Here is a 24,625-nt window from a genome sequence, read left to right on the forward strand (position 1 = left end):
AATTAAAACATTCGATCTCATGATAAAGAATTATAAATGGTTGTTTTTGGTAGCACTTACCTTTACAGCATGTAGTAGCGACGATGATCCAGTAGCCGATGCCAATTCATCTGATGGACTTCCATTAACAGCGGGAACGGCTAATTTTTCAAAGTTTGTCGCTTTAGGAAACTCACTTACAGCAGGATTTTCTGATAATGCCTTGTTTATTGAAGGACAAAAAGGTTCTTACCCCAACTTGATGGCGCAAAAATTTGCTTTAGTTGGTGGAGGAGAATTTAAGGTGCCTTATATGAATGATAATGTGGGGGGACTTTTATTAGGTGGAACCCCAATTCAAGGAACACGTTTGTTCTTCAACGGAACAGCTCCAGTAAATGTGTCAGGAGTACCTTCTACGGAGGTGACCAATGTGTTAACAGGTCCTTTCAATAATATGGGGATTCCCGGAGCCAAAAGTTTCCACCTGTTAGCCAACGGGTATGGGAATGCAGCAGGCGTACTTACGGGTCAAGCCAATCCGTATTATGTGCGGTTTGCAAGTAGTCCAACCTCCAATGTTTTGGCAGATGCCGTGGCGCAAAGTCCCACATTTTTCTCACTTTGGATAGGAAACAATGATGTGCTTGCCTACGCCACTTCAGGAGGTTCGGGAGTGAATCAAGCTGGAAATACAAACCCAGCTACGTATGGAAGCAACGATATTACCGACCCTAATGTATTTGCTAGTGTCTATACCACCTTAGTAGATGGTCTTACAACCAACGGGGCGAAAGGCGTAGTGGCTAACATTCCAGATGTTACCGCAGTTCCTTTTTTCACTACGGTTCCCACTAATCCAATACCAGGATTGCCAGCGGCTAATGCTGGTCAATTGAATTTATTGTTTGGAGCAGTGAACCAAATTACTACCGCTATCGGTCAACCTAACCGTTTTCAAACGTTAGTGGCTGATGATGGAAATGCAGCTACCGTAGAAAACAATCCGTTGTTAATTCAAGATGAAACTCTCGTCGATTTGTCAGCAGCAATTACCAATGCACTGACTCCAGTTCTTGGGCCAACTACAGCAACTTTTGTAGGAGGATTATATGGAAGAGCGCGTCATGCTCGAAATACAGCGGGTTCTCGTGATTATATTTTGTTATCGGCACGTGGGGTAATTGGTACAACTACCACTAGTGCTCCAGCGCCGTTCAACACGGTTGGGGTTTCTTTCCCAATGCAAGATAATACTACGTTGACAGCGGCTGAAGCGGCTGAAGTAAAAACGGCTACAACAGCCTTCAACAATTCTATTGCAGCTATTGCTTCTTCCAAAGGGTTAGCCTTTGTAGATGCCAATACACTTCTGAACCAAGTAGCAACAACAGGAATTTCTCGTGACGGCTTTACAGTTCGTTCAACGTATGTGACAGGAGGAGGATTCTCGTTAGATGGAGTACATCCAAGCCCAAGAGGATACGGTTTAATTGCCAACGAATTTTTAAAAGCAATTAACACGACGTACGGCTCTAATTTCAAAGGGTATAACCTCGGTGATTTCCGCATTTTGTTCCCAGCGAGTTTATAGTCGCAACACCCTAATACATCAAAACCATCGGTATTCCCGGTGGTTTTTTGTTTTCTATAGAATTCATGATGGTTGGGGCAATGCACTTCGAAAAAATCAAAAAAGGGTTAAAAAAATCGGTTTTTTGTATTGATTTTCTATTTGTAAAACCTATCTTTGCACTCGAAAAAAAACCGACGTTTTTTCAAATCTAATTCGCTATTAAATAAATACATAAGCAATGTCAAACGCAATAGGAAAAGTTTCACAGATCATCGGTCCGGTTGTTGACGTGGTGTTCAACACAAAAGAACATGAGTTACCTAAAATTTATGATTCTTTAGAAATTGTAAAACAAGACGGCTCCAAGTTAATCCTTGAGGTTCAGTCACATATCGGAGAAGATTCCGTACGTACCATCTCTATGGATTCTACAGATGGATTGAGCCGTGGAACTACAGTTCAAGCTACGGGAGCACCGATTCAAATGCCTATTGGTTCTGATATTTATGGTCGTTTGTTTAATGTAGTTGGCGATGCCATCGATGGTTTGGGAGATTTACCCAAAGAAGGTGCAAATGGGATGCCTATTCACAAAGCAGCGCCAAAATTTGACGAACTTTCTACGTCAACTGAAGTGTTGTTCACTGGAATTAAAGTTATCGACTTGATTGAGCCTTATGCAAAAGGAGGGAAAATCGGTTTGTTCGGTGGTGCCGGTGTAGGTAAAACGGTATTGATCCAAGAATTAATCAACAACATCGCTAAAGGTCACGGTGGTCTTTCTGTATTCGCTGGGGTAGGAGAACGTACCCGTGAAGGAAACGACTTGTTACGTGAGATGTTGGAGTCAGGAATTATAAAATATGGTGACGATTTCATGCACTCTATGGAAAATGGAGGATGGGATTTGTCTAAAGTAGATAAAGCAGGAATGCGCGAATCCAAAGCGACATTCGTTTTCGGTCAGATGAACGAACCTCCAGGAGCACGTGCTCGTGTAGCATTGTCCGGTCTTTCTATCGCTGAGTATTTCCGTGATGGTGCCGGTTCTGATCAAGGGAAAGACGTATTGTTCTTCGTCGATAACATCTTCCGTTTTACACAAGCGGGTTCTGAGGTATCTGCGTTATTAGGACGTATGCCTTCTGCAGTAGGTTACCAACCTACCTTAGCCACAGAGATGGGGGCTATGCAAGAGCGTATTACTTCTACCAAAAAAGGTTCGATTACTTCAGTTCAAGCGGTTTATGTACCTGCGGATGACTTAACGGATCCAGCGCCAGCAACAACGTTTGCCCACTTGGATGCAACTACGGTATTGTCTCGTAAAATTGCCGAGTTAGGTATCTATCCTGCGGTAGACCCTCTAGATTCTACTTCACGTATCTTAACACCTCTTATTTTAGGAGATGAGCACTACAACTGTGCACAACGCGTGAAAGAAATTCTTCAGAAATACAAACAATTACAAGACATCATCGCCATCTTAGGTATGGAAGAGTTGTCTGAAGAAGATAAATTAGCCGTATCTCGTGCTCGTCGTGTACAACGTTTCTTGTCTCAACCCTTCCACGTGGCGGAACAATTTACAGGTATCCCAGGCGTATTGGTAGATATTAAAGATACCATAAAAGGATTCAACATGATTATTGACGGTGAATTAGACCACTTACCTGAAGCAGCTTTCAACTTGAAAGGAACGATTGAGGATGTGATCGAAGCGGGTCAAAAAATGTTAGCAGAAGCATAATTGAGTAGCCAGTGTACAGTCGCAGTTAACAGTACTGCACTAATCACTAATTACTAATCACTAATCACTCAAGTTATGATTTTAGAAATAGTATCACCCGAAGCTACGTTGTTCAAAGGAGAAGTTACCTCAGTAACGCTTCCTGGAGTAGATGGATCGTTCCAACTCTTAAACAACCACGCTCCCATCGTTTCGATTTTGAAAGATGGTGCTGTGAAAATTACAGCAACTTCGTTCAACTTTGAGGAAACTGTAAAAGGTCGTTTTACCAAAATTAACGACCAAAACTACAGCTTGTCCATCAACTCAGGAACCATCGAAATGAAAGACAATAAAGTTATTGTATTGGCCGACTAATAGCGACCCTTACAAATCCTCTAAACCCGATGCAGCTTTGTGTCGGGTTTTTTTATGAGGAGTTCTTCCTTGGCAGGTATATATTTCAGGCTCTCTGCTGCGACCTGACTGCCGAAATAAGGCAGTTCCGGGCTAAATCACGTATATTTGAGGTAACAATTTTCTAAAAATGAAATCCCAAACAGATCCCATTGTAAAAATCAACTCGGGTAATCGTAAGTTCTACGAACAATTTCTTGCCGCTGTTTTTTTTACAATAACTGCTTTTACTTTATTTCGGTTGCTTTATGCTTTATGGATTAAAGATTCAAAAGCCATTGGGGATTCACTTGTTGAATGTGTCAAGTTTGGTTCAATTGGGATTTCTGGCGGAATATTTTTTTTAAAAACTAAAGATGTTTTACTAAATACGGATACTCACGAGATTGTATATCAATACTCGGTTGGTCCATTTTCTAAAATTGTAAAAGTCAAATCGACGCCCTTTGAATATATAGCTGTTTTTAAAAATGAGGGTTATCTTTTTGAAACGAATCTATGGTGTGAAGGGAATAAGCATTTTCAAATGTTTATTTTTGAAAACTCCAAAGAAGCATTCAATTTTGGGAAAATTGTGGCCGAAAAGTTAAATATAGATTTGTTGGATGCAACAGAATATGGGAATAACCAATGGGTAGAACGCGATGAAATTACCGGCGAATTTAAAATCTAAACTCCACCACCGCCAAGCGGCAAATGCCTTGCGCCAATTACCCGTTTATGGGAATCGGTTGGACTTTGCTTCCAATGATTATTTGGGATTTGCACAAAATGCCGCCTTGTTTGATGCCGTACATGATTTTCTGATCTCCCGAAATAGCAAAACCAATGGCGCTACCGGCTCGCGTTTAATTTCGGGAAACCATTCGTTATATTCAGAAACAGAAGCAGCCATTGCTCAATTTCATCAAGCGGAATCGGCTCTGATTTTCAATTCGGGTTATGATGCCAATGTGGGCTTTTTTAGTGCCGTGCCCCAACGCGGTGATGTTATTTTGTATGACGAACTCTGCCATGCCTCCATTCGGGATGGTTTGCAAATGAGCAAAGCCAAATCCTATAAGTTCACTCACAACGATCCCGAAGAGCTGCAACAATCTCTTGAAAAATGGAATTCCAAACGCACGGCTGAAAATCACTTCGAAATCTATGTTGCACTCGAAACGGTCTATTCCATGGATGGTGATACGCCGCCGCTGGAAGAAATTGTCCTACTTTGCGAACAGTACAATGCCTATCTTGTAGTTGACGAAGCCCATGCTTTGGGAGTTATGGGGGAACACGGTGAAGGTGTCGTGCAGTATCTCAACCTACAATCTCGTATTTTTGCCCGTATCGTTACGTTTGGCAAAGGCTTGGGCTGCCACGGCGCTGCGGTATTGGGTTCTCAAGAATTGCAGTCGTATTTGGTCAATTTTGCCCGAAGTTTTATTTATACTACCGGTTTGTCTCCGCATGCCGTAGCGACCATTCACGTGGCTTATCAGTTTTTGCAACGCGAACAAGCCACCGTGCAAGCGCTACAAACCCGCATTGTGCACATGAATCAAGAAATTAAGCGCCTCGGACTCCAACCGCTATTCGTGTATTCCAAGTCGGCGATCCATTGTGCAATTATTCCGGGTAATGATAAAGTTCGCGCAATCGCTCAATCGTTACAAGAGGCCGGATTTGAGGTCAAACCCATACTTTCCCCAACCGTTCCCGAGGGACAAGAGCGCCTTCGATTTTGTTTGCATGCGTTCACGCCGTTGGAATCGATTTCTGCAGTTCTCGAACGGCTAGCCAACACTATATTTCAATAGGAGCAGGAATCCGCGGTAGGGATAGAAGCAAAGTGCCCTGCCTGACGCTAGGAAGGCCGGCACTGCGGATAGCCCGGGCCGGAGGCACCGCCCAAATTAATAAGCTTTCGTTAAAAATTGATGGTATTTTCCAATCACTTCCCGAACTTTGCCAAAAAATTGAAGGCATGAAATTATTTATCACAGGGATTGGAACCGATGTGGGGAAAACTGTAGTCGCAGCGATCGTTACAGAAGCGTTGGAAGCCGATTATTGGAAACCCGTTCAGGCGGGAGATTTGGAAGATAGCGATACGCATAAAGTTCGTCGTCGCGTTTCCAATACCAAAACGCAATTTCACCCCAATGCCTATGCGTTACATACGCCGGCGAGTCCGCACCTAGCCGCAGCAATCGATGAGATTTCTATAGATATCACCCAAATTCAAGAGCCCACAACCGAAAATCATTTGGTGATTGAAGGGGCAGGCGGTGTATTTGTGCCGTTAAATGCAACGGATTGTGTCATCGATTTGATTCGCCCCGACTATAAAGTGATTGTAGTCTCGCGGCATTATTTGGGCAGTATCAATCATACTTTGTTGACGATTGAAGCTTTGCAAACGCGAAAAATAAACATTGCAGGGATTATTTTTTCGGGGGACGAACATGAACCGACCGAATCGATTATTTTACAAAAAACAGGCGTTCCTTTTTTAGGTCGCATCAATAACGAGCCTTATTTTGACGAAAATGTAGTGCGCGATTATGCCGAGCAATTGCGTGAAACCTTGTTGAAATTGGGGTAAGAAGAAACAAGAAGAAAGAAGCAAGAAAAAAGAGTTGTCTTGTTTTCTTTACATTAAAAAATATGAATTTATCTGAAAAAGACCAGCTGTACAACTGGCATCCGTATACGCAACACCAAACGGTTGGTTTGTTGCCCGCGATTGTCAAAGGGCAAGGCGCGGTGTTGTGGGATGAAAATGGCAACGAATATTTGGATGCAATTGCATCGTGGTGGGTGAATCCCTATGGGCATTCCAATCCTGTGATGGCGGAAGCGATTTACAAGCAATTGACCACGCTCGAACATGTATTGTTTGGGGGTTTTACGAATAAACCTGCGGTGGAATTGGCCGAAAAATTACTTTCATTGTTGCCTTCCAACCAAAAGAAATTATTCTTTTCCGACAACGGTTCGACCGCGGTTGAAGTCGCCCTCAAAGCGGCTATGCAGTTTTTTTACAATAAAAAGGAAGTTAGACGCCGCATTCTTGCCTTTGACGATGCTTTTCACGGCGATACTTTTGGAGCGATGGCTTCGAGCGGCATTACCTTTTTTACGGAAGCGTTTCAGGGTTCGTTGGTCGATGTGTACCGCATTCCGGTGCCTGTACAAGGACAAGAAGCGCATGCGTTGCAGGTGTTGGAAGAGCAATTACAAACGGGCGAATTTGCCGCTTTCATCTTCGAACCCTTATGCCAAGGCGCTGCGGGAATGGTGATGTATAGTGCTGAAGTTTTGGATAAAATGATACTGTTATGTCGCAAATACGGCGTGTTTACCATTGCCGATGAAGTGATGACGGGTTTTGGAAAAACGGGAAAGAACTTTGCTTGCGACTATTTAACGGAACAACCCGATATGTTGTGCTTATCCAAAGCGTTGACGGGCGGCACGATTCCGATGGCGATTACGTCGTTTACGCAAGAAATCTTTGACGGATTTTTGGACACGGATGTCAATAAAGCCTTATTTCACGGACATACGTTTACGGCGAATCCGACGGGTTGTGCAGCGGCGTTGGCCAGTATTGCATTGTTGGAATCAGAGGAAATGCAAGCGAATATTCAACGGATTCACAAGCATCATTTGGCTTTCGCCGAAAAAATGAACGCGCATCCTCGGGTAAAAACGACGCGGGTTTTGGGGGTCATTTTTGCGTTGGAGATTGCGCGTGAAGGGGTAGAAAGTTATTATGGAAACTTCCGAAATCGCTTGTATCAATTTTTTATTCAAAACGGAGTAATTTTACGGCCGGTAGGGAATATCGTCTATATTTTGCCGCCGTATATCATGACCGATGCACAATTGGAAAAAGTGTATGAAGTAGTGGAAGCGGCTGTAGAAATCGACTAACTTTACAGCCTTAAATTTTTCCTTTGAAACATCGTATTTCCATTACTGCTTTAGCAACCGTTTCGCCTTTGGGTTCGGACACCCATTCTATTCGTGAGGCCTATACTTCTAAAGCCACCGCGATTCAAAAAAAGCGTTTTGGAGCGCATGAGTATTGGGTGGCTCCTTTAATGGAAACCGACCAAGCACGTTTAGCGGCCATACGACTTTCGGAGGTGAAGTACAAAAATTTGGATCCTTCCGTAATTATGGCATTGGACGTGAGTCGACGTGCTGTAGCACAAGCCGGTTGGCAAGCGGGCGATGCCATTGGTATCAATATCGGTTCGTCGCGCGGGGCTACGCAGTTGTTCGAACAGTTTCATTACGAGTTTATAACGACAGGCAAAACGGCAACTTTAAGTTCGCCCACCACCACTTTGGGCAATTTGTCGAGTTGGGTCGCTCACGATTTAAAGTCGGCCGGACCCGAAATATCCCATTCTATCACGTGTTCGACTGCCTTGCATGCCATTTTAAATGCCGTGGCTTGGTTGGAAGCGGGAATGGCCGATCGATTTATTGCGGGTGGGAGTGAAGCACCATTAACGGCTTTTACTTTGGCTCAAATGCAAGCCTTAAAAATTTATTCGCGAGAAACCGAAGGCTATCCGTGCAAGGCCATGGATTTGGATAAACTACGCAATACGATGGTGTTGGGGGAGGGGGCAGGTGTAGTGGCTTTGGAGCGCAATGCCGAAAATGCGTTGGCCTATATCACAGGTTTGGGTTGGGCTACGGATGAATTGGAGCATAACATTTCTATCTCGGATGAGGCAGTTTGTTTTCAAAAATCGATGACAATGGCAATGGGGGATTTGCCTCTCTCTGAAATCGATGCCATTGTAATGCATGCACCAGGAACCATAAAAGGGGATTTATCGGAATACAAAGCGATTCAAAAAGTATTTGGGGATAATTTGCCGTTACTGACTACCAACAAATGGAAAATGGGGCATACTTTCGGTGCTTCGGGTATTTTCAGTTTGGAATTGGCGCTGTTGATGCTTCAAGAGCAAACATTTTTGGGCACCCCTTTTGATAGCCATTTTACTCTTAACAAACCTATGCGTCATGTTTTAATCAATGCCGTAGGATTTGGCGGGAATGCCGTGACGATTCGTATTTCAAAATAAAAAAAACCGCCTAACGAGAGACGGTTCTTTTTTGTTAACAAAAAGCCCAATTTTTAATTAACGTATTATTTTTTCTGTGACAACACTTTCGTCTGATAATGTGATGCGAACAATGTAAATCTGATTCGATAAGGGAAGAAATTCCGACTGGAATGTAGTACTGTTACTTCCTTTTTGGCTGAACACTTTTTTTCCTAACAAATCAAACATTTCCACGTTTGCGATGGATTCTCGTGTACTTGAAATATGTAACTTCCCTTCTTTTATGAAGGCTATGACCGTATTGTCTGGAGAGAATGTACCCGTTTGTAATGCATTTCCATTGGTAAAGCGCAATTCAAAGCGGTTGTTTGTGGTTCCCGCTTGGGCGATGGTAAAAGTAAAGGCGCCCGCTTTTAGATCATGATAGGTTTGAGTGGTTGTGTCGTACAAGTATACATTTTGATTTTGAAACAAACCATCGAAATTGCTCAAACGAATTTGAAATGTTCCTGTGAGGGTCGATTGGAATCCAAGGGGTACGCGATCATTTTCTTGAAAAGGGAGTGCTCGTCCTTGTATAGCCAACTCTGTAGCATTCAACAAGGAGTAAAATGATACTACATTCCCTGCAGGAAGCGTTCTTCCATCATATTTGGAGTCCATACCTTGGGTTGCTCCCGTGATGTACCCAACCAATAGCTCGCTGTAAGCTCCTTGCGCATTGCTTAAGGTTAACCATACGCGGTGTTTATCCAAAACGGTACTTTGGGTCGTTACTCCTGAGGTTCTAAAAAACTGATTGTTTTCACCTACAATACGCATGCTGTTGTTAAAGCGCGCAGTATAGGTTCCCGCTGTTAGGGCATCGTTAGCTTCGATAAAAAATCCTTGTCCAGAAGCAATTCTACCATTGGGAGTTGTGCCGCCCGTAATTGCTGGATCGGCTGTTTGAACACCGCCAGTTAAGTTGTATTTGGCATAGTCATCACTGGTATACACATAAATATTTGTGCCACTCACATTGGCAATTGCGGTGTTGTGTGTCCAGAGGTATATTGTTCCATTTACAATCGGATCGTTGGCAGGATCCATCAAAAAGGCATCAATGTCTATTGCCGAGGGGTATGGATTTCCAATTAAATTAAACGTTGTACCTGCTCCTTTTACGATGGTCGTGGGTACAATTCCATTGGTTGGTGTTCCGTTGAGGGATACCCCAAAAATTTGAGGCGTATTGAAATTGAGCGTATTGGGTGCTCGGAAAATATACCCTCTTCCCGCCGTCATGACCGTATTTACGTTTTCAAAATTCCAATTATTAATGTTTGGATTAAAGGAATAAAACATGGATTGGGGTGCCAATTGACCTAAAGTTTGGTTTTGAATTGGACTCGAAAAGTAGGTGTAATCAAATTGTTTTAGCGGCGTGGTGTTTCGTTTGAAGGTAATCGAGCCTGAATTGATAGCGGCATCGTTAACTTGTACCAAGCTACCATTGTTTTCTACGATAAGTCCCCCCGAGGCACTAACTTCAATCTCTTGTTGTGTTCGAAGAGTTCGTCCTGCGGGAATGGTCAATGTGGCATTGGCGGCTATTTGACAGGAACAAGCTTCCAAATCGGAAGTCAACGTATAGTTTGAGGCAATGAGTACCGGTGTTTTATCCGTTGGGGTTCCACTCCATGTGCCATTGTAGACAACAGTATCGGGAACAATTATGACAAGTGGAGCGGTATTCACAACCAAGCAATTTCCGTTTTGAACCACAGCACGGAAGTATCGTGTGGTGGCGAAGGTGCCAATTTGAGCTGTCGATAAACTTGTATTTGTAACCGCAATATCGGTAACGCCCGAGGTAAAGGCAGCATCGGCGGCATATTGCCATTTGACTACCGAACCTGTATTTCCGGTTAATGTAATTTCTGAAACAGCAGCGTTTTTACAAATCGTTGTTGTGGGAGACGAAAGATTTCCCGCTACCGTAGTGGCGTTGACCGTAACGGTAGTTGTAACCGCTGCAGTCGTTACCCAACAAATGCTGTCGACTCTTCGTACCCAATAGGTGGTAGTGGTTGTTGGGGTTACCGTAAGCGAGGCGGTTGTTGCACCCGCGATGATATTTGCACCTACGGTAGATCCTGTTCCCCATTGAAATGATCCCGTAGTTCCCATCGTTCCCCCAGAGGCGGTAAGCGTAGTGGACGTTCCCTCACAAAGAACAGTAGTTCCTGTGATGGCTGTTGGAGCTGTTGATTGAATATTTGTATTGGTAAAAGATACGCTGATGTTGGAAAGCCCCCCGTTTTCGCGGTTACGAATCTCAACGGAGGAACTTGAGTCTAAGTAGAACGTACCAACGACCACATTGAAGTTTCCATTACCGCTCCAAGAATTGGCCGACCAAACCAGTATGTTGTTGATGTATAATTGTGCAACATCATCCCAGTTTTGCATGGCCACCGTATAGTTGCCACAAGGGAAACCACGACGTTTTGCTACATAGGTGTGGTTGTCAGCAGGAACAGGACAGCCGTTCCAGCCCGCGGCGTTTGAGGGTGAGGTGTTGTTTGCCCAGCTGTTGGTACCGGTTTGGGTGTCAAAATTTAAAGTATTGGTCGTGTAAAAGCCGAGGTAGGTGGTAGACCCTAAAGTAACATCGGCTCCGGAGTATCCATATACATTCCACGTATTTGATCCAAAAAGAGCTGGATTTCCGGGGGCTACTGCAGTAGGCAGTGTGAATGTAATTCCGGGGGTAAAGGCATTACACGAAGGATCAAAGCGACGAACCCAATAAGTTGTTGTAGTGTTGGGACTCACCGTTATACTCGCACCTGTTTGACCACTAATCACATTCGACCCGATGGTTGTCCCCGTTCCCCACTGAAACGTTGACCCCGAAAGGGCTGTACCTCCCGATGCGGTTAAGGTTACACTATTCCCGGGACAAATAGCAGTTGCCGATGGGGTAATGGTTGTTGGGGCTGTCGAACTTGGATTGACATTTACGGTTGTTGTGATATGGCCCGAGTTGTTTGCTGGACAAGGTGCTGGATCAACACGACGAACCCAATAGCCCGTTTGTGAAGTTGGACTAACGGTAATTGAGCTTCCTGTGGCGCCTGCAATAATATTAACCCCCGCGTTGTATCCTGTTCCCCATTCATATACTGCTCCTGTTCCATGCGTACCTCCAGAGACTGTAAGCGTAGTGCTTTGTCCCGCACAAATGGTGGTCGTGCCACTGATAGTAGTGGGTATGGTTGAAGGAGTGTTTACGGTAATAGTGGTACTCACGCCAGAGGTGACAACTGCGCAAGGCGCTGGATCGATGCGACGAACCCAATAGGTAGTAGTCGCTGTTGGATTTACATAAAGTGAATTTCCAGTAGTGGTAGTAATGATGTTAGTTCCTACAGCGCCAGTTCCCCATTGAAAAACGGCTCCAGTGCCATGCGTTCCGCCTTGAGCAACCAAAGTTGTTCCGCCTGCATTTTGACAAAGAGCCGTGGGAGCGTTAATAGCCGTGGGCGATGTTGAGCTTGCACAGGCATTAAACGAATAACTTACTCGTGATAGTCCAAATTTTTCATAATATTCTAAGACTACATTGACGGGGCCATCCAAATAAACAACGGCACTTGTAGTTGTTCCATACGAGCGGTCACTCCAGTTATTGATAATAAATGTTGCGCCCCCATCCAAACTCAAACGATATCCATCGTCGCCTCCAACGGTGAAGGTGTAGTTGCCCGGAGCAAAAGTCCGTCGCATGCGCATGCGAATGGCAAAGGTATCGCTGTAAGTTCCGCAAATATTGGGTCCAGCAATTGAACCGCCAGCCAAATCGTTATTGAACGTCTCGGGTAAGGTAAAAAAACCACGATACGTAGCAAACGGGTTTGCCGGAGGATTTCCCGTATCTGTATACGAGTACACATAGGCTCTCCACGTACCAGAACCATAGATGGCAGGATTTCCGGGAGGCGTTGGACATTGTGCAATAAGCGTTAGGTTAAAAAAAAGAGTGAGCAATAGCGACCAAAGCGGTAAGTCTACAGATGATCTTTTTGTTTTCATGGGTAATTGAGGCATTTTTTTGATTTTGACGTACTTTTTTAAAAGTCGACCAAAACTAGCTAAAATATCGATGAAATGCATAAAAAAATCGACGAAATGCACAATTGCTCCAAAATAACGAAAACGTTTTCGCTTTCCTTAAACGAAATTAAATAATTGAAAATAAATGTTTTGAAGAGAAATCGTTAAGGCGTAGAAGTCAAGTAAATACTTACAAGTTAAGTTGTAAGAAAATTAAACATTCTGCTCGTTAAGCCAATCAAGAATGCGGGAATGTTCCCATCCTTTCCGCAGTAAGTGATCGCAAAATTTTTTCTTTTTTTTCAGAAGGTTGGGTTCATGAATTTGTTCCCATTGTTGCGTAGCCAATTGTTCGAAAGTGGTTTCGTAGGCTTCGGTAGTAATTGTTTTAAGGGCTTTTTGTATGAGTATTTCGCCGATTTGTCTTCCTTTTAATTCGTTTTTGAGACGCACTTTCCCCCATTTTTTTTGGTGAAATTTACTTTGTGCAAAAACCAAAGCAAAACGTTCTTCATTGAGAAAGTTTTTTTGAATGAGCGCAACGATAATCTCGTCCTTTTCCTGTGATGAAAGGCTAAATTCTTGCAGTTTTTGCCACACTTCTAGATGGCACCGTTCTTGGTAGGCGCAGTAATATTCAAGTTTAGCCAATACTTCTTGAGCGGAAAGTCCTGATTTTGAGTGCAAAACTACGTAAAATTACAATGGATTTGTTAATAATTTAGTAATACAAAGCTATTGAAATCCTGTGAATTAGCTGTAATTTTGTACGCTGGAAAAAGATGAAAAAATGATTTGTCAAAAAGTGACTTTAAAGAGCTTTAAAATTTTAGTGATTCTGTTGTTTTTAAGTATAAATGCTTGGGGGCAATCTATATTTACTAATCCAATTACAGGTACTAATCCAAATACTACCAATCCCTACACCATCGGGCAAGTTATAGATCCAAATATAACCGTTAGCGGAATTGGAAGAGGAACGGGTATAGCTGGAGCAAACGCGAACAATCGATATAATGCGAATGGATGGAGTACCGGAGCAATTGATTTAAATGACTATTTTGAATTTACACTAACTCCTGCTCCTGGTTACAAAATTGATTTTGTGAGTTTTGTGTATACCGCTCAATTATCCTCTGGTGTAGCATCACATTCTTTTAGATCAAGTTTGGATGGGTTTACTACAGATATTGGTACACCTACTACAACGGGAACAACCATTTCATTGTCTTCATTACCTTTTCAAGGTATAACTAGTTCAATTACTTTCCGATTCTACTCCTATGGGTTAGGTGCTGCAACAACCACATTCAGTATTAATGATTTTACATTCAACGGTACGGTGTCTTTAAATTGCACGCCCCCTGCCAATCCAACGGGGACAATTACGGGAACAACCCCGGCCTGTACTTCAACAACGCTAACCTTTACCGGTACCGCTACGGCGCCAGTAGTCAATTATTGGCAAACAACACCAACAGGCACTTCCACAGCAAATAATGCGGCTACGCCTTTAAATGTAACCACGAGCGGTACTTATTATGTGCGTGCTTTTAATTCGGCGACCTCTTGTTGGTCCACAGGGAACGTGGCTTCCTCAGCCATTACAATAGTTCCTGCCGTAAATATTACTACACAGCCTGCGAGTCAAACCGTTCAATCGTTAACCAATACGGTGTTTACGGTTGCGGCCTCTAATGCCGTTTCCTACCAATGGCAAGTCTCAACCGACGGCGGTACCACTTGGACAAACTTAACCAATGTAGCCCCTTACAACAATGTGACCAATCCAACGCTAAATATCAACGCAACCCCATCAGGATTAAATGGGTATCGCTATCGTTGTGTTGTAACGGGAACGACACCATGTGCAGTTGTTAATTCTAATGTAGCCATACTCACAGTTGCAACCCCAATCGTTGCCTTAGCCAATACGGGCGCACAAGTTCCAGCAGCTTTTGTTTCACAAGGTACAGTGGATCACGTTTTACATCGTTTTCAACTTACCGTGTCCAGTTCCAATGCGACCCTCAACGGACTTCAAGCGATTCCCATTACAGGGACATACGCAGCTACCGATATTGTGAATCTTAAAGTTCGCTACTCCTTAGATAACGTTTTGGATCCAGGTGATGCAACCTTGTGTACCCTAACGGCTCCTGGGGTGGCGGGAAATAAGAACTTTACACCCTTTACGTCAACCGTAATCAACGCAGGAACGGTAGGGTATTTATTTATTACTGCTGACTTTTCTGCAACGGCCACGCTTGGCAATACGATTGGTGTGAATGGTTTTAGCAATGTAGGTGCTAACCTCATTTTCTTCGGAGGTGTTGCGCGAAGTGGAAATACAACCAATAGCGGTTTGCAAACCATTGCCCCTTCTGCACCCAATCTTCCTGCTACCTTTACCCGCGGTTGCTCTAGCAATACGACTCAAGTATTGAATTGGTCGGCGCCATTAACCGGTCCTTTCGATGGGTATATAATTGTTGCACGTCAAGGAGGATTAAATCCCCATGCCGTGACGAGTTTAGTAGCTTCAACACAACCCTTCAACACCGATTTTTCGTTGGCTCCCACCTATGGTAGCACAGCACCTCTTTCGCGTGTCGTTTATATAGGCACTGGAACTACAGCCACGATTACAGGGTTAACAGCGGGAGCAACCTATGTTTATGAAATTTATACGTACCGCAACAACGGTCCAACCAATACCGTTTTTTCAACAACACCGCGTTCCCTGACTCAAGTCGCCGCTTTGAGTAATGTCACTAACGCTATCGCAACACCTGGAAATACTACAGGATTAATCGGTTGGGCCAATCCCAATGCGCTTTGTTTTGATCAAGTTTTGGTCGTGGTGACTGCGGCTCCCGGAATAACATTTGCTCCTACCGGCGATGGAAGTGCTTATACAGCCAATCCCGCTTTTGCAGCGTTCAATCAAGTCGTGTATGCCTCCAGCGGAAACAACGTAAACATTACAGGATTAACCAATGGAGTTACTTATTACATCGAAATATTTGTACGTAGTGGGACCGATTGGAGTTCGGGAGTCGAGGTGGCTTTAACGCCCTTGAACATTGTTCCAACGGTATTGAAAACGGGAGATTTGTTGCTTATCGCTTATGATAATACGACAACAGGGGCCGATGATGCCATCCGACTTTTATCTTTAGTTGAGATTAATCCCGGAACGAGTTTTATTTGGGCTAATACAACCTATGAAACAGGAGGGATGCCCGCCGCCAATGTGCGCACCGATAAATGGTACAGTTGTACTGCTGCCCCCGATGGAAATTTACCCTTTTTAGAGTTCACCTATACTGGAACGACCCCAATTCCGGCGGCTTCTGTGTTTTGTATTAATACTGTTAGTGCAGGAACAGGTTCAACGATTTCTGTTGTGGATGCTGCAGGAACAACTTACAATTCGTTTACAATTTCGGGACGAAATGCAGATGGTACGACCTTAACCAGCCACGGAAGTGTCAATGTTTCGAGCTCGGCACCCGATTCAATGTTTTTATTACAAGGATTTTTCACCTACGACATAACGGGTTCTACCTTTACTGGAACGGTATTGTCTGGGGTACAAGATGGTGGGGTATGGTATGAATTGACCGATAACTTAACCGCCATTAGCGGCAATAATTTCCGACGATCACGAAAGCATCCGCAGTTGATTTGTGCTTCTCTGCAAGCCAATACGACTACTGGTGCTTATGAAGTGAGTTACAACACTTCTTCAACAACCTTTACCACGGGAAGCCGACCCTATTTGATTGGTTCTATCTTAAATTATACCACCAATTGGACGACTTTATTAGGGACATGTCCAACGAATTCCCCTTTTATCATTACTGTTGCTGATCCCTTCAATAAGTGGACAGGGGCATTGAATACCAATTGGTTTGATTGTAACAATTGGGCGCTATTGACCGTTCCCGATGAGTTAACCGATGTAGTCATTGATGCTACTGCTGGAAATGATGCTGTGATTGATTATACGGCAGCTAATTCAGATACCTTTTCGGATGTAGCCAAGTGTAAAGATTTGACCATTTCAGGGCGAAGTGTCCAACTGCAAGGAAATGCTTTAAATCGATTAGAAGTCTATGGAAATCTTAGCCTTTCGGGTGCGGGGATTTTGGATATGGATGATAGCAATTCGACTACTGCAGATGGGAATTTAATTCTATATGGCAACTGGACCAATGCGGCTTCAGCGGCACAATTCCAAGAAGGAAACGGTACAGTTCATTTTGTGGGAAGTGCTCCGCAAATTATCAACGGGAATGTGCATACCAATGTAGAACAGTTTTATAATGTGGTATTGGATAATGATTTTAACACAAATGTTTCCAATAATTTATTCGCCCAGGGAAATCTTGAAGTGAAGTTGAATAAAATCTTAACCATTGGTGCTGATGATTATGTTTTTGCCTTCAATACGTTAACGTTAGACGGAATTTTAAACATCAACAACACGGGTCAATTGATTCAAATCAATGAGACAGATACCAACAATGGTGATTATTCAGGAACAAAATTCCGTATGGATCGTACCACTTTAGCCCGCAATTTTGATTATGTGTACTGGAGTGCTCCCACAGAAAATGTGGCGGTCAATTCGTTACCCAATGCCTTGCGTTACGAATGGAATCCAATCTTCGCAAATTCCAATGGAACCTTCGGAAATTGGGCGATAGCTTCAGGAACAATGGTGCGTGGAAAAGGTTACATTGCTCGAGCTTCCAACGGATCAGCAACGGCAGTTCCTTTGACCGCCACTTTTACGGGGAAACCCCATAACGGTCAGTTTACAACACCTATTTCCCGAGGGAATTATGACGGGCCTGATTTTGATGCCGATCTAACGAATCCCGATAATTTTGATACGACACGTTTTGATGACAATTGGAATTTAGTTGGAAATCCATACCCTTCAGCGATTGATGCAGAAGAGTTTTTGGTATTGAACCAAACGAAAATTGAAGGCTCTATTTGGGTTTGGAAACACGGTTTGGCACCCACCTCGACAACAAGTCCGTTTTACAACAATTTCCAATACAATTATTGGACTTCAGATTATATTAAGTATAACGGTTTGGGTTCGACCGAGCCCGATTCTTTTGCTGGAAAAATTGGAGCTGGACAAGGTTTTATGGTCAACATGTTGCATTCAGCTACCACGCCAAATACGCTTGCTTTCGAGAATAGCCTTCGCGCAGATGCCTTGTTAATGCCTCACGATAATACCGATTTTTATCGAAATGCGCAATGGTTTTCCCAGCAGAAACACCGCATTTGGTTGGATATCGTTAATACAACCAATGGAAATTCAGAACGAACCTTGGTCGGGTATGCAAGTCAAGCCACCAATGGTCGGGACCATTTGTATGATTGTATTCACAAAATAACTGGCGAATTAAGTATCTACTCTTTATTGCAAGATGAACCCTATTCTATTCAAGGAAAAGGGCTGCCTTTTACAGCAAATGACCGTATTCCTCTTGGAGTTTACGTGAACACACCTGGAACCTATGCGATTGCGTTGTATAAAACGGATGGATTGTTTGCAGGGCAGCAACCTATTTATTTGGAAGATAAGGTTGCCGGGGTATTTCATAATTTGAAAAATAGCCCCTACACGGTAACATTACCCAAAGGTGAATTGAATTCACGCTTTGTATTGCGTTATTCGATTCCTGGAAATCCCATTCTAAACCTTGATTCTGTAGCGTATGAAGCGACAATAAAGGTTGTAGCGCAGCAAAGAGTTATTTCCGTGCAAGCCGAAGAGCCTATTCAAGAGGTTATGGTTTATGATTTGCAAGGACGATTACTTACGCATTTGACAGCAGTTCATGATCTAAAAGCGCAAACAAGTCCAATTGAGGGAGAACAACAAACCTTGATTGTGAAAATTATTTTGGAAACGGGCGCTGTAATGACGCAAAAAGTAGTGCTATAAAATTAAAAATATAGAAACGAAAAAGTCCCGAGATTATCGGGACTTTTTTATTATTTACCTTTGATAGAAGCTTTAACGTTGCGTTCTATACTATGTCCTGGACGTGACCATTTTGGTTTTTCACCCAGCGGTTGAAACTGTGAATCTTCTGCTTCCACGGTCTGTGGTTGCATAAGTTTGATAAACGGTTTTTGAGGTTGTAAACCTAAGGTTTCAAACATTTTCATGTCCTCATTTACATCAGGATTGGGCGTAGTCAATAATTTATCGCCAGCAAAAATTGAGTTAGCTCCCGCAAAGAAACACATCGCCTGACCTTCTCGTGACATTTCAGTTCGTCCGGCCGATAAGCGTACTTGCGTTTCAGGCATGACGATACGCGTAGTGGCTACCATTCGAATCATTTCCCAAATCGCTACGGGTTTTTGATCTTCCAAAGGCGTTCCTTCTACAGCAACTAGCGCATTGATAGGCACAGATTCTGGCTGCGGATTCAATCGTGCAAGCGCGACCAACATACCCGCGCGGTCTTCAACACTTTCGCCCATTCCAATAATACCGCCACTGCAAACCGTTACGTTGGTTTTTCGCACGTTTTCAATTGTTTTCAAACGGTCTTCAAAGCCGCGTGTGGAAATGACTTCTTTGTAATATTCTTCAGAGGTGTCTAAATTATGGTTGTAGGCATAGAGTCCGGCTTCGGCCAAACGCAAGGCTTGATTTTCCGTAAGCATTCCCAACGTACAACACACTTCCATGTCCAATTTATTGATGGTGCGCACCATTTCTAATACTTGGTCAAATTCTGGACCGTCTTTTACGTTACGCCAAGCAGCACCCATACAAACACGGGATGAACCTGCGGCTTTTGCACGAAGGGCCTGTGCTTTTACTTGAGTTACACTCATCAAATCATTTCCTTCAATATCGGTATGATACCGCGCAGCTTGGGGGCAATAGCCACAATCTTCGGGGCAACCTCCTGTTTTTATGGACAATAAGGTTGAAACTTGAACCACATTGGGATCATGATGTTTGCGATGCACGGTGGCCGCCTCATACATCAAATCCATGAAAGGTTTATGGTAAATGGCCAAAATTTCTTCTTTGGTCCAATTGTGTCTTATTTCACTCATAGCGTGACGAATTTAGAATTCAAAAGTAACGATTTCCCTTCATTGGGCAATAGTTATTTCGGAAGGTTTTGGAAGTATGCCATGGCTTGCTCTTTATCCTTGATAATCTGATTTTTAAGAGCGTCAAGGGAGTCAAATCGTTGCTCCTCACGAAGGAATGTTAGGAATTCCAACGAAAGTTTGGCATTGTATATTTCTTGGGAAAAATCAAAAAGATGTACTTCTATGGTTCGAGAAGTGCCCGAAACGGTTGGACGATTTCCAATATTTAATACGCCCGAATAGCTTTGGTTGTTCCAGGTAACGCGAACTACATAAACCCCATTTTTTGGAATAAGTTTTTCTTCACAACAGGGTTGTAAATTGGCCGTAGGAAATCCTAAAGTGCGGCCCAACTGTTGTCCTTTAACAACGGTGCCCGAAAGCGTGTACGGATGTCCTAAATAGTCTTGGGCAACACCACAATCGCCAGCTTCCAATGCTTTGCGAATCTTTGTGGAGCTAATCGTAATTGCATTAACTTCTTCTGCGGTAATTTGAACAACGTCAAAACCAAATTCCAATCCGAAACGAGTTAAATCTTCAATATTTGCCGTGCGATTTTTTCCAAAACGGTGGTCGTAACCGATGATAATTTTTTTGATATTAAATTTTTTTACCAAAATATCAGTTACAAAAGCCTCGGCGGTTAATTGTGAGAACGCTTTGTCAAACGGATGTATTACCAGATGATCGATTCCTGATTTTTGAATCAAGTGTGATTTTTCTTCGATGCAACTGAGTAAGTACATGGGTGTGTCTGTTTGTAACACCGATCGGGGATGTGGGTGAAAAGTAAGAACTACACTTTCCAACCCCATAATTTTAGCAGCTTCTGTTATTTTATTCAGAATCTTCGTATGGCCCAAATGAACTCCGTCAAAAGTACCCAGTGTGAGCACTGTGCCTTTTGTTTGGGGAAAATCAGCGATGTTGGAATAGGTTTTCAAGTGCAATAAAATCGGCACAAAGGTAGTTGATTTTTACGTTTAATAACTATACCCCGTTGAATTCACATTTAGAATGTCAAATTCGTAAAAATTCGTTTATATTTGTTAGCTATTATAACCAATCTAATTAAAATGAAAAAAATTTTATTACTTTCTATTTTTTTCCTTGGCTTGGCGGGTATGAATGCGCAGACTGGTCGTTATTGGTCAGCCGCGCAACCCGGTAAAGACATAGAACGAGCTAAAGGAACATTCAGAAGTACATTTCCTACGCAGTATGATTTGTATACGCTGAATTTCGATCAATTAAAAAACAGATTGATGACAATTGTCGATCAGCCTGGTACTACTTGTGTAATCACACTTCCGAATACACAAGGAAAATTAGAGGATTTTGTGGTCAATGAAGCGTCTAATTTTGAGGCTGATTTACAAGCACAATTCCCTGATATTCGCGCTTTTTCAGGGAAGAGTACACTAGACCCAACAGCTTACATGAAGTTGAGTATCAGTCCAAGAGGGATAAAGACAGTTGTATTTAGAGCAGGAACTTCGAGTGAATTTATGGAACCTTTTTCTGCCGACGGAACAATTTATGTGGTTTACAATAAAGCCAATAACGGTCCAAAACCCGCATGGAAATGTGACGTATTGGATGATGAATTTGGTGGATTAGCGAATCCTTCCAATAGAAATTCTGGTGGAAATGTAGTATTGGCCAATAACGGCGTTCTAAAAACGATGCGTTTGGCACAATCGTGTACAGCGGAATATTCTAATTATTTTGGAGCGACAAGTGCGGCTCAAGTTAACTTGGTACTAGCTGCGTTTAATGAAACGATGACGCGTGCTAATGGATGTTATGAAAAAGATTTGGGCGTTCACCTTAACATTGTTGCTGAATCTACAAATGTAATTTTCTATAACGCGGCCACGGATCCGTACTCTGCTGCGGCCACGGGTTCTGCAGGGGCTTGGAATACTGAACTTCAAAATACCTTAAGTACCCGATTGACAGGTACAGGGACAACGCTTGCAGCTAACAATGCGGCGTATGATATCGGACATTTATTCGGAGCCTCTGGTGGAGGAGGAAATGCAGGTTGTATTGGGTGTGTTTGTACCGATGATACCGCAAGCACCACCGACCGTAATAAAGGAAGTGGATATACCTCTCCAAGTGATGGAATTCCAGAAGGAGATACGTTTGATATCGATTATGTAGTACACGAAGTAGGGCACCAATTAGGGGCTAATCACACGTTTACTCATGCTAATGAAGGGTCAGGATATAATGTTGAAGTAGGTTCTGGTATTACCATTATGGGTTATGCTGGGATTACAGCCTATAATGCCGCAAACAATTCAATTGATGTGTATCATGTGCTTTCGATTTCTCAAATTCAAAATAATTTGAATACTAAAACTTGTCCCGTTTCAACCCAATTGGCGGGTGTTAATGCTACTCCTACAGCGAATGCAGGTGGAAACTTTACGATTCCAAGAAGCACACCTTTTATGTTGATTGGTTCTGGTAATGATAACGATGGAGATCCTTTAACATATAGCTGGGAACAAGTTAATGTGGATACAGCAGGTTCCTTTACAGGAGCGAATAGTGTAGCAGCTGTTGGTAAAACAGGGGGTCCAAACTGGATTTCATATCCTCCTTCTACTTCTCCTATTCGTTACTGTCCGGTTTTGCCAACGGTTTTTGCCGGAGGACAAACTACGCAAGGAAGTGCAGGTATTGCGGTTGAAGCGTTAAGTTCGGTAGGAAGAAACCTTAATTTCCGTTTAACAGTTCGTGATAATGCACCGTATGTTCCGAATTCTGAAGTTGGACAAACAGGAACAGCCAATGCAACAATTACGGTTGATGCAACAAAAGGACCTCTAACCGTTACCTCGCAAAATACGGCTGATATTTCGTATACGTTAGGTTCGACACAATCAGTAACTTGGGCTGTAAACAACACCAATACCATTACAGGAGGTGCCAATGTTGATATTTTAATTACTACTGATAATGGAGCAACTTGGACAACTTTATTGGCTGGAACACCTAATGACGGTGCTGCTGATGTGGTTATGCCAACGACACCCGCGGTTAGTTGCCGTTTAATGGTTAAAGCTAGCAACAACATTTTCTTTAATGTAAACAGTAATAATTTCTCAGTAGGATTTAGTGTTACTACAACTTGTAATACGTATACCGGAAGTTCGTTGCCTATTGTAACAGCAGCAGGTTTCCCTGCAAATCAAATAGGTACTGTTAATGTACCGATTACAGGTTCTATTAGCAGTGTGAATGTATTTAACAACATTACCCACACTTATTTGTCGGATGTTATTACAGATATCAGTAGTCCAACCAACCCAACCACTTTTGTGAAAATGTTTAACAGAAGTTGTGGAAATACAAATGGTTCGTTGAATTTAAAATTCACTAATGGAGGTGCTGCTATAAACTGTACCGCTGGAGGAACTACCCTTCAAAATGTAGCGCCAGGAGAAAGTTTAACGGCATTTAACGGTCAAAATCCGCAAGGAACATGGACACTTCGTGTATATGATACATTTGCGGGAGATGATGGAACTTTGAATTCTTGGTCTATCGAAATTTGTACCCAACAAGTTACTTTACTTACGGATAGTTTTGGATTGGATTCATTTAATTTAGCACCAAATCCAAACAATGGAGTTTTCAATGTAAACTTCAATCCTACGGTTAGTGATGTAGAAATTAGCGTTTACGATATGCAAGGAAGATCTGTTTTCCAACGTCAATATACAGCTAATGGCGCATTTAACGAAACTGTTGATTTAGGCACTGTTCAAACTGGAGTATATTTAGTTACTGTGATGAATGGATCTAATAAAGAAGTACGTAAAATCGTAATTCGATAAGCTATCTTACTAAATTATAGAAAGCTCCTTCGGGAGCTTTTTTTATGGATTTATTTTCCGTTAAAAGTATTCATCGTGGTGGACAAACCGGCGAGTACAAAGGAGGTTATTGCTTCTCGGCAAAGTGCCAATCGTTCAGGGAGTGCCCCTTTTTCAGTTTCATCCCATTCGCCCAAAACATAATTCACTTGTTGTCCTTTTTTAAATTGATCGCTGATGCCAAATCGAAACCGAGGGTATTCGGTGGTGGCAAGAACAGCTTGGATATTTTTTAAACCATTATGGCCCCCATCACTTCCTTTGGCTTTGATTCGAACGGTGCCAAAAGGTAAATTCAAATCATCAGTAATAACCAGTACATTTTCAATAGGGATGTTTTCTTTATCCATCCAATATTTTACGGCTTTACCGCTCAAATTCATGTATGTATTAGGCTTCAACAAAAAAACCGTTTTCCCTTTAATTTTACACTCGGCCAGCTCTCCTAGTTTTGCGGTTTGAAAAGACTCGTTTTCTTGTTTTGCAAAAAAATCGACAACTTTAAATCCAATATTGTGTCGGGTATTCACGTATTCAGCGCCAATATTGCCTAGGCCTACTATAAGATATTTCTTCATAGGTGATGTGTTTTCAGAATTTGGTGTTTTACGAAAAATAGAAAGCAACCGAATCATGAGTGCAAAAGTACTTCAAATGCCGTGGGTCTTCAAAAAAAAAGCACCGG

15 protein-coding genes are annotated in these 24,625 nt (G+C 42.7%); 10 read left to right on the forward strand and 5 right to left on the reverse strand.

Annotation, left to right across the window (positions count from 1 at the left end):
* Positions 1–19 precede the first annotated feature (19 nt).
* From BUC17_RS01350 to BUC17_RS01385, 8 genes are all read left to right on the forward strand, one after another.
* Positions 20–1,573: an SGNH/GDSL hydrolase family protein gene (locus tag BUC17_RS01350; protein ID WP_073360695.1), complete on the forward strand. Its 1,554-nt coding sequence runs from the start codon at positions 20–22 to the stop codon at positions 1,571–1,573.
* 220 nt (positions 1,574–1,793) lie between these two features.
* On the forward strand, positions 1,794–3,305 hold the full coding sequence (atpD, locus tag BUC17_RS01355) for a F0F1 ATP synthase subunit beta (RefSeq protein ID WP_073360699.1): 1,512 nt from the start codon (positions 1,794–1,796) through the stop codon (positions 3,303–3,305).
* Positions 3,306–3,380: 75 nt separating this feature from the next.
* Complete coding sequence (locus tag BUC17_RS01360; protein WP_073360701.1) at positions 3,381–3,662, forward strand: F0F1 ATP synthase subunit delta/epsilon; 282 nt, start codon at positions 3,381–3,383, stop codon at positions 3,660–3,662.
* A 169-nt stretch (positions 3,663–3,831) separates the two neighbouring features.
* Positions 3,832–4,374 (forward strand): hypothetical protein, encoded by a 543-nt coding sequence (locus BUC17_RS01365; protein ID WP_073360704.1) that lies wholly within the window; start codon positions 3,832–3,834, stop codon positions 4,372–4,374.
* Complete coding sequence (locus BUC17_RS01370; protein WP_073360706.1) at positions 4,346–5,506, forward strand: aminotransferase class I/II-fold pyridoxal phosphate-dependent enzyme; 1,161 nt, start codon at positions 4,346–4,348, stop codon at positions 5,504–5,506. The genes BUC17_RS01365 and BUC17_RS01370 overlap by 29 nt, the downstream gene beginning before the upstream one ends.
* A 167-nt stretch (positions 5,507–5,673) precedes the next feature.
* Entirely contained in the window at positions 5,674–6,294 is a 621-nt protein-coding gene (bioD, locus tag BUC17_RS01375) for a dethiobiotin synthase (protein WP_073360707.1), read from the forward strand.
* Between the two features lie 62 nt (positions 6,295–6,356).
* Positions 6,357–7,628 carry an adenosylmethionine--8-amino-7-oxononanoate transaminase gene (gene bioA, locus BUC17_RS01380; protein ID WP_073360708.1) on the forward strand — a complete coding sequence of 424 codons (1,272 nt, stop codon included), beginning with the start codon at positions 6,357–6,359 and terminating at the stop codon, positions 7,626–7,628.
* A 23-nt stretch (positions 7,629–7,651) separates the two neighbouring features.
* Entirely contained in the window at positions 7,652–8,803 is a 1,152-nt protein-coding gene (locus tag BUC17_RS01385) for a beta-ketoacyl synthase N-terminal-like domain-containing protein (RefSeq protein WP_073360709.1), read from the forward strand.
* Positions 8,804–8,860: 57 nt separating this feature from the next.
* Here the strand turns inward: BUC17_RS01385 and BUC17_RS01390 are convergent, their stop codons facing one another.
* Positions 8,861–12,865 carry an Ig-like domain-containing protein gene (locus BUC17_RS01390; RefSeq protein ID WP_159433920.1) on the reverse strand — a complete coding sequence of 1,335 codons (4,005 nt, stop codon included), beginning with the start codon at positions 12,863–12,865 and terminating at the stop codon, positions 8,861–8,863.
* Positions 12,866–13,099: 234 nt separating this feature from the next.
* Positions 13,100–13,573: a regulatory protein RecX gene (locus tag BUC17_RS01395; RefSeq protein WP_073360714.1), complete on the reverse strand. Its 474-nt coding sequence runs from the start codon at positions 13,571–13,573 to the stop codon at positions 13,100–13,102.
* 103 nt (positions 13,574–13,676) lie between these two features.
* Between BUC17_RS01395 and BUC17_RS01400 the strand changes: the two genes are divergently transcribed.
* Complete coding sequence (locus tag BUC17_RS01400) at positions 13,677–18,866, forward strand: hypothetical protein (RefSeq protein WP_073360715.1); 5,190 nt, start codon at positions 13,677–13,679, stop codon at positions 18,864–18,866.
* 50 nt (positions 18,867–18,916) lie between these two features.
* Here the strand turns inward: BUC17_RS01400 and bioB are convergent, their stop codons facing one another.
* The gene (gene bioB / locus BUC17_RS01405) at positions 18,917–20,002 is read right to left on the reverse strand and encodes a biotin synthase BioB (protein ID WP_073360716.1); all 1,086 of its coding nucleotides are present in this window, start codon (positions 20,000–20,002) and stop codon (positions 18,917–18,919) included.
* Positions 20,003–20,055: 53 nt separating this feature from the next.
* Entirely contained in the window at positions 20,056–21,009 is a 954-nt protein-coding gene (locus tag BUC17_RS01410; protein WP_317044495.1) for a bifunctional riboflavin kinase/FAD synthetase, read from the reverse strand.
* Between the two features lie 114 nt (positions 21,010–21,123).
* Here BUC17_RS01410 and BUC17_RS01415 point away from each other — a divergent pair, with 114 nt between their 5' ends.
* Positions 21,124–23,901, forward strand: coding sequence for a reprolysin-like metallopeptidase (locus tag BUC17_RS01415; protein WP_073360718.1), 2,778 nt, complete (start codon positions 21,124–21,126; stop codon positions 23,899–23,901).
* Between the two features lie 50 nt (positions 23,902–23,951).
* On the opposite strand, the gene pth is transcribed toward BUC17_RS01415, so the two are convergent.
* On the reverse strand, positions 23,952–24,518 hold the full coding sequence (pth, locus tag BUC17_RS01420; protein WP_394334040.1) for an aminoacyl-tRNA hydrolase: 567 nt from the start codon (positions 24,516–24,518) through the stop codon (positions 23,952–23,954).
* Between the last annotated feature and the right edge of the window lie 107 nt (positions 24,519–24,625).

This window comes from Flavobacterium fontis (assembly GCF_900129405.1).
In the GTDB taxonomy this organism is placed as follows: domain Bacteria; phylum Bacteroidota; class Bacteroidia; order Flavobacteriales; family Flavobacteriaceae; genus Flavobacterium; species Flavobacterium fontis.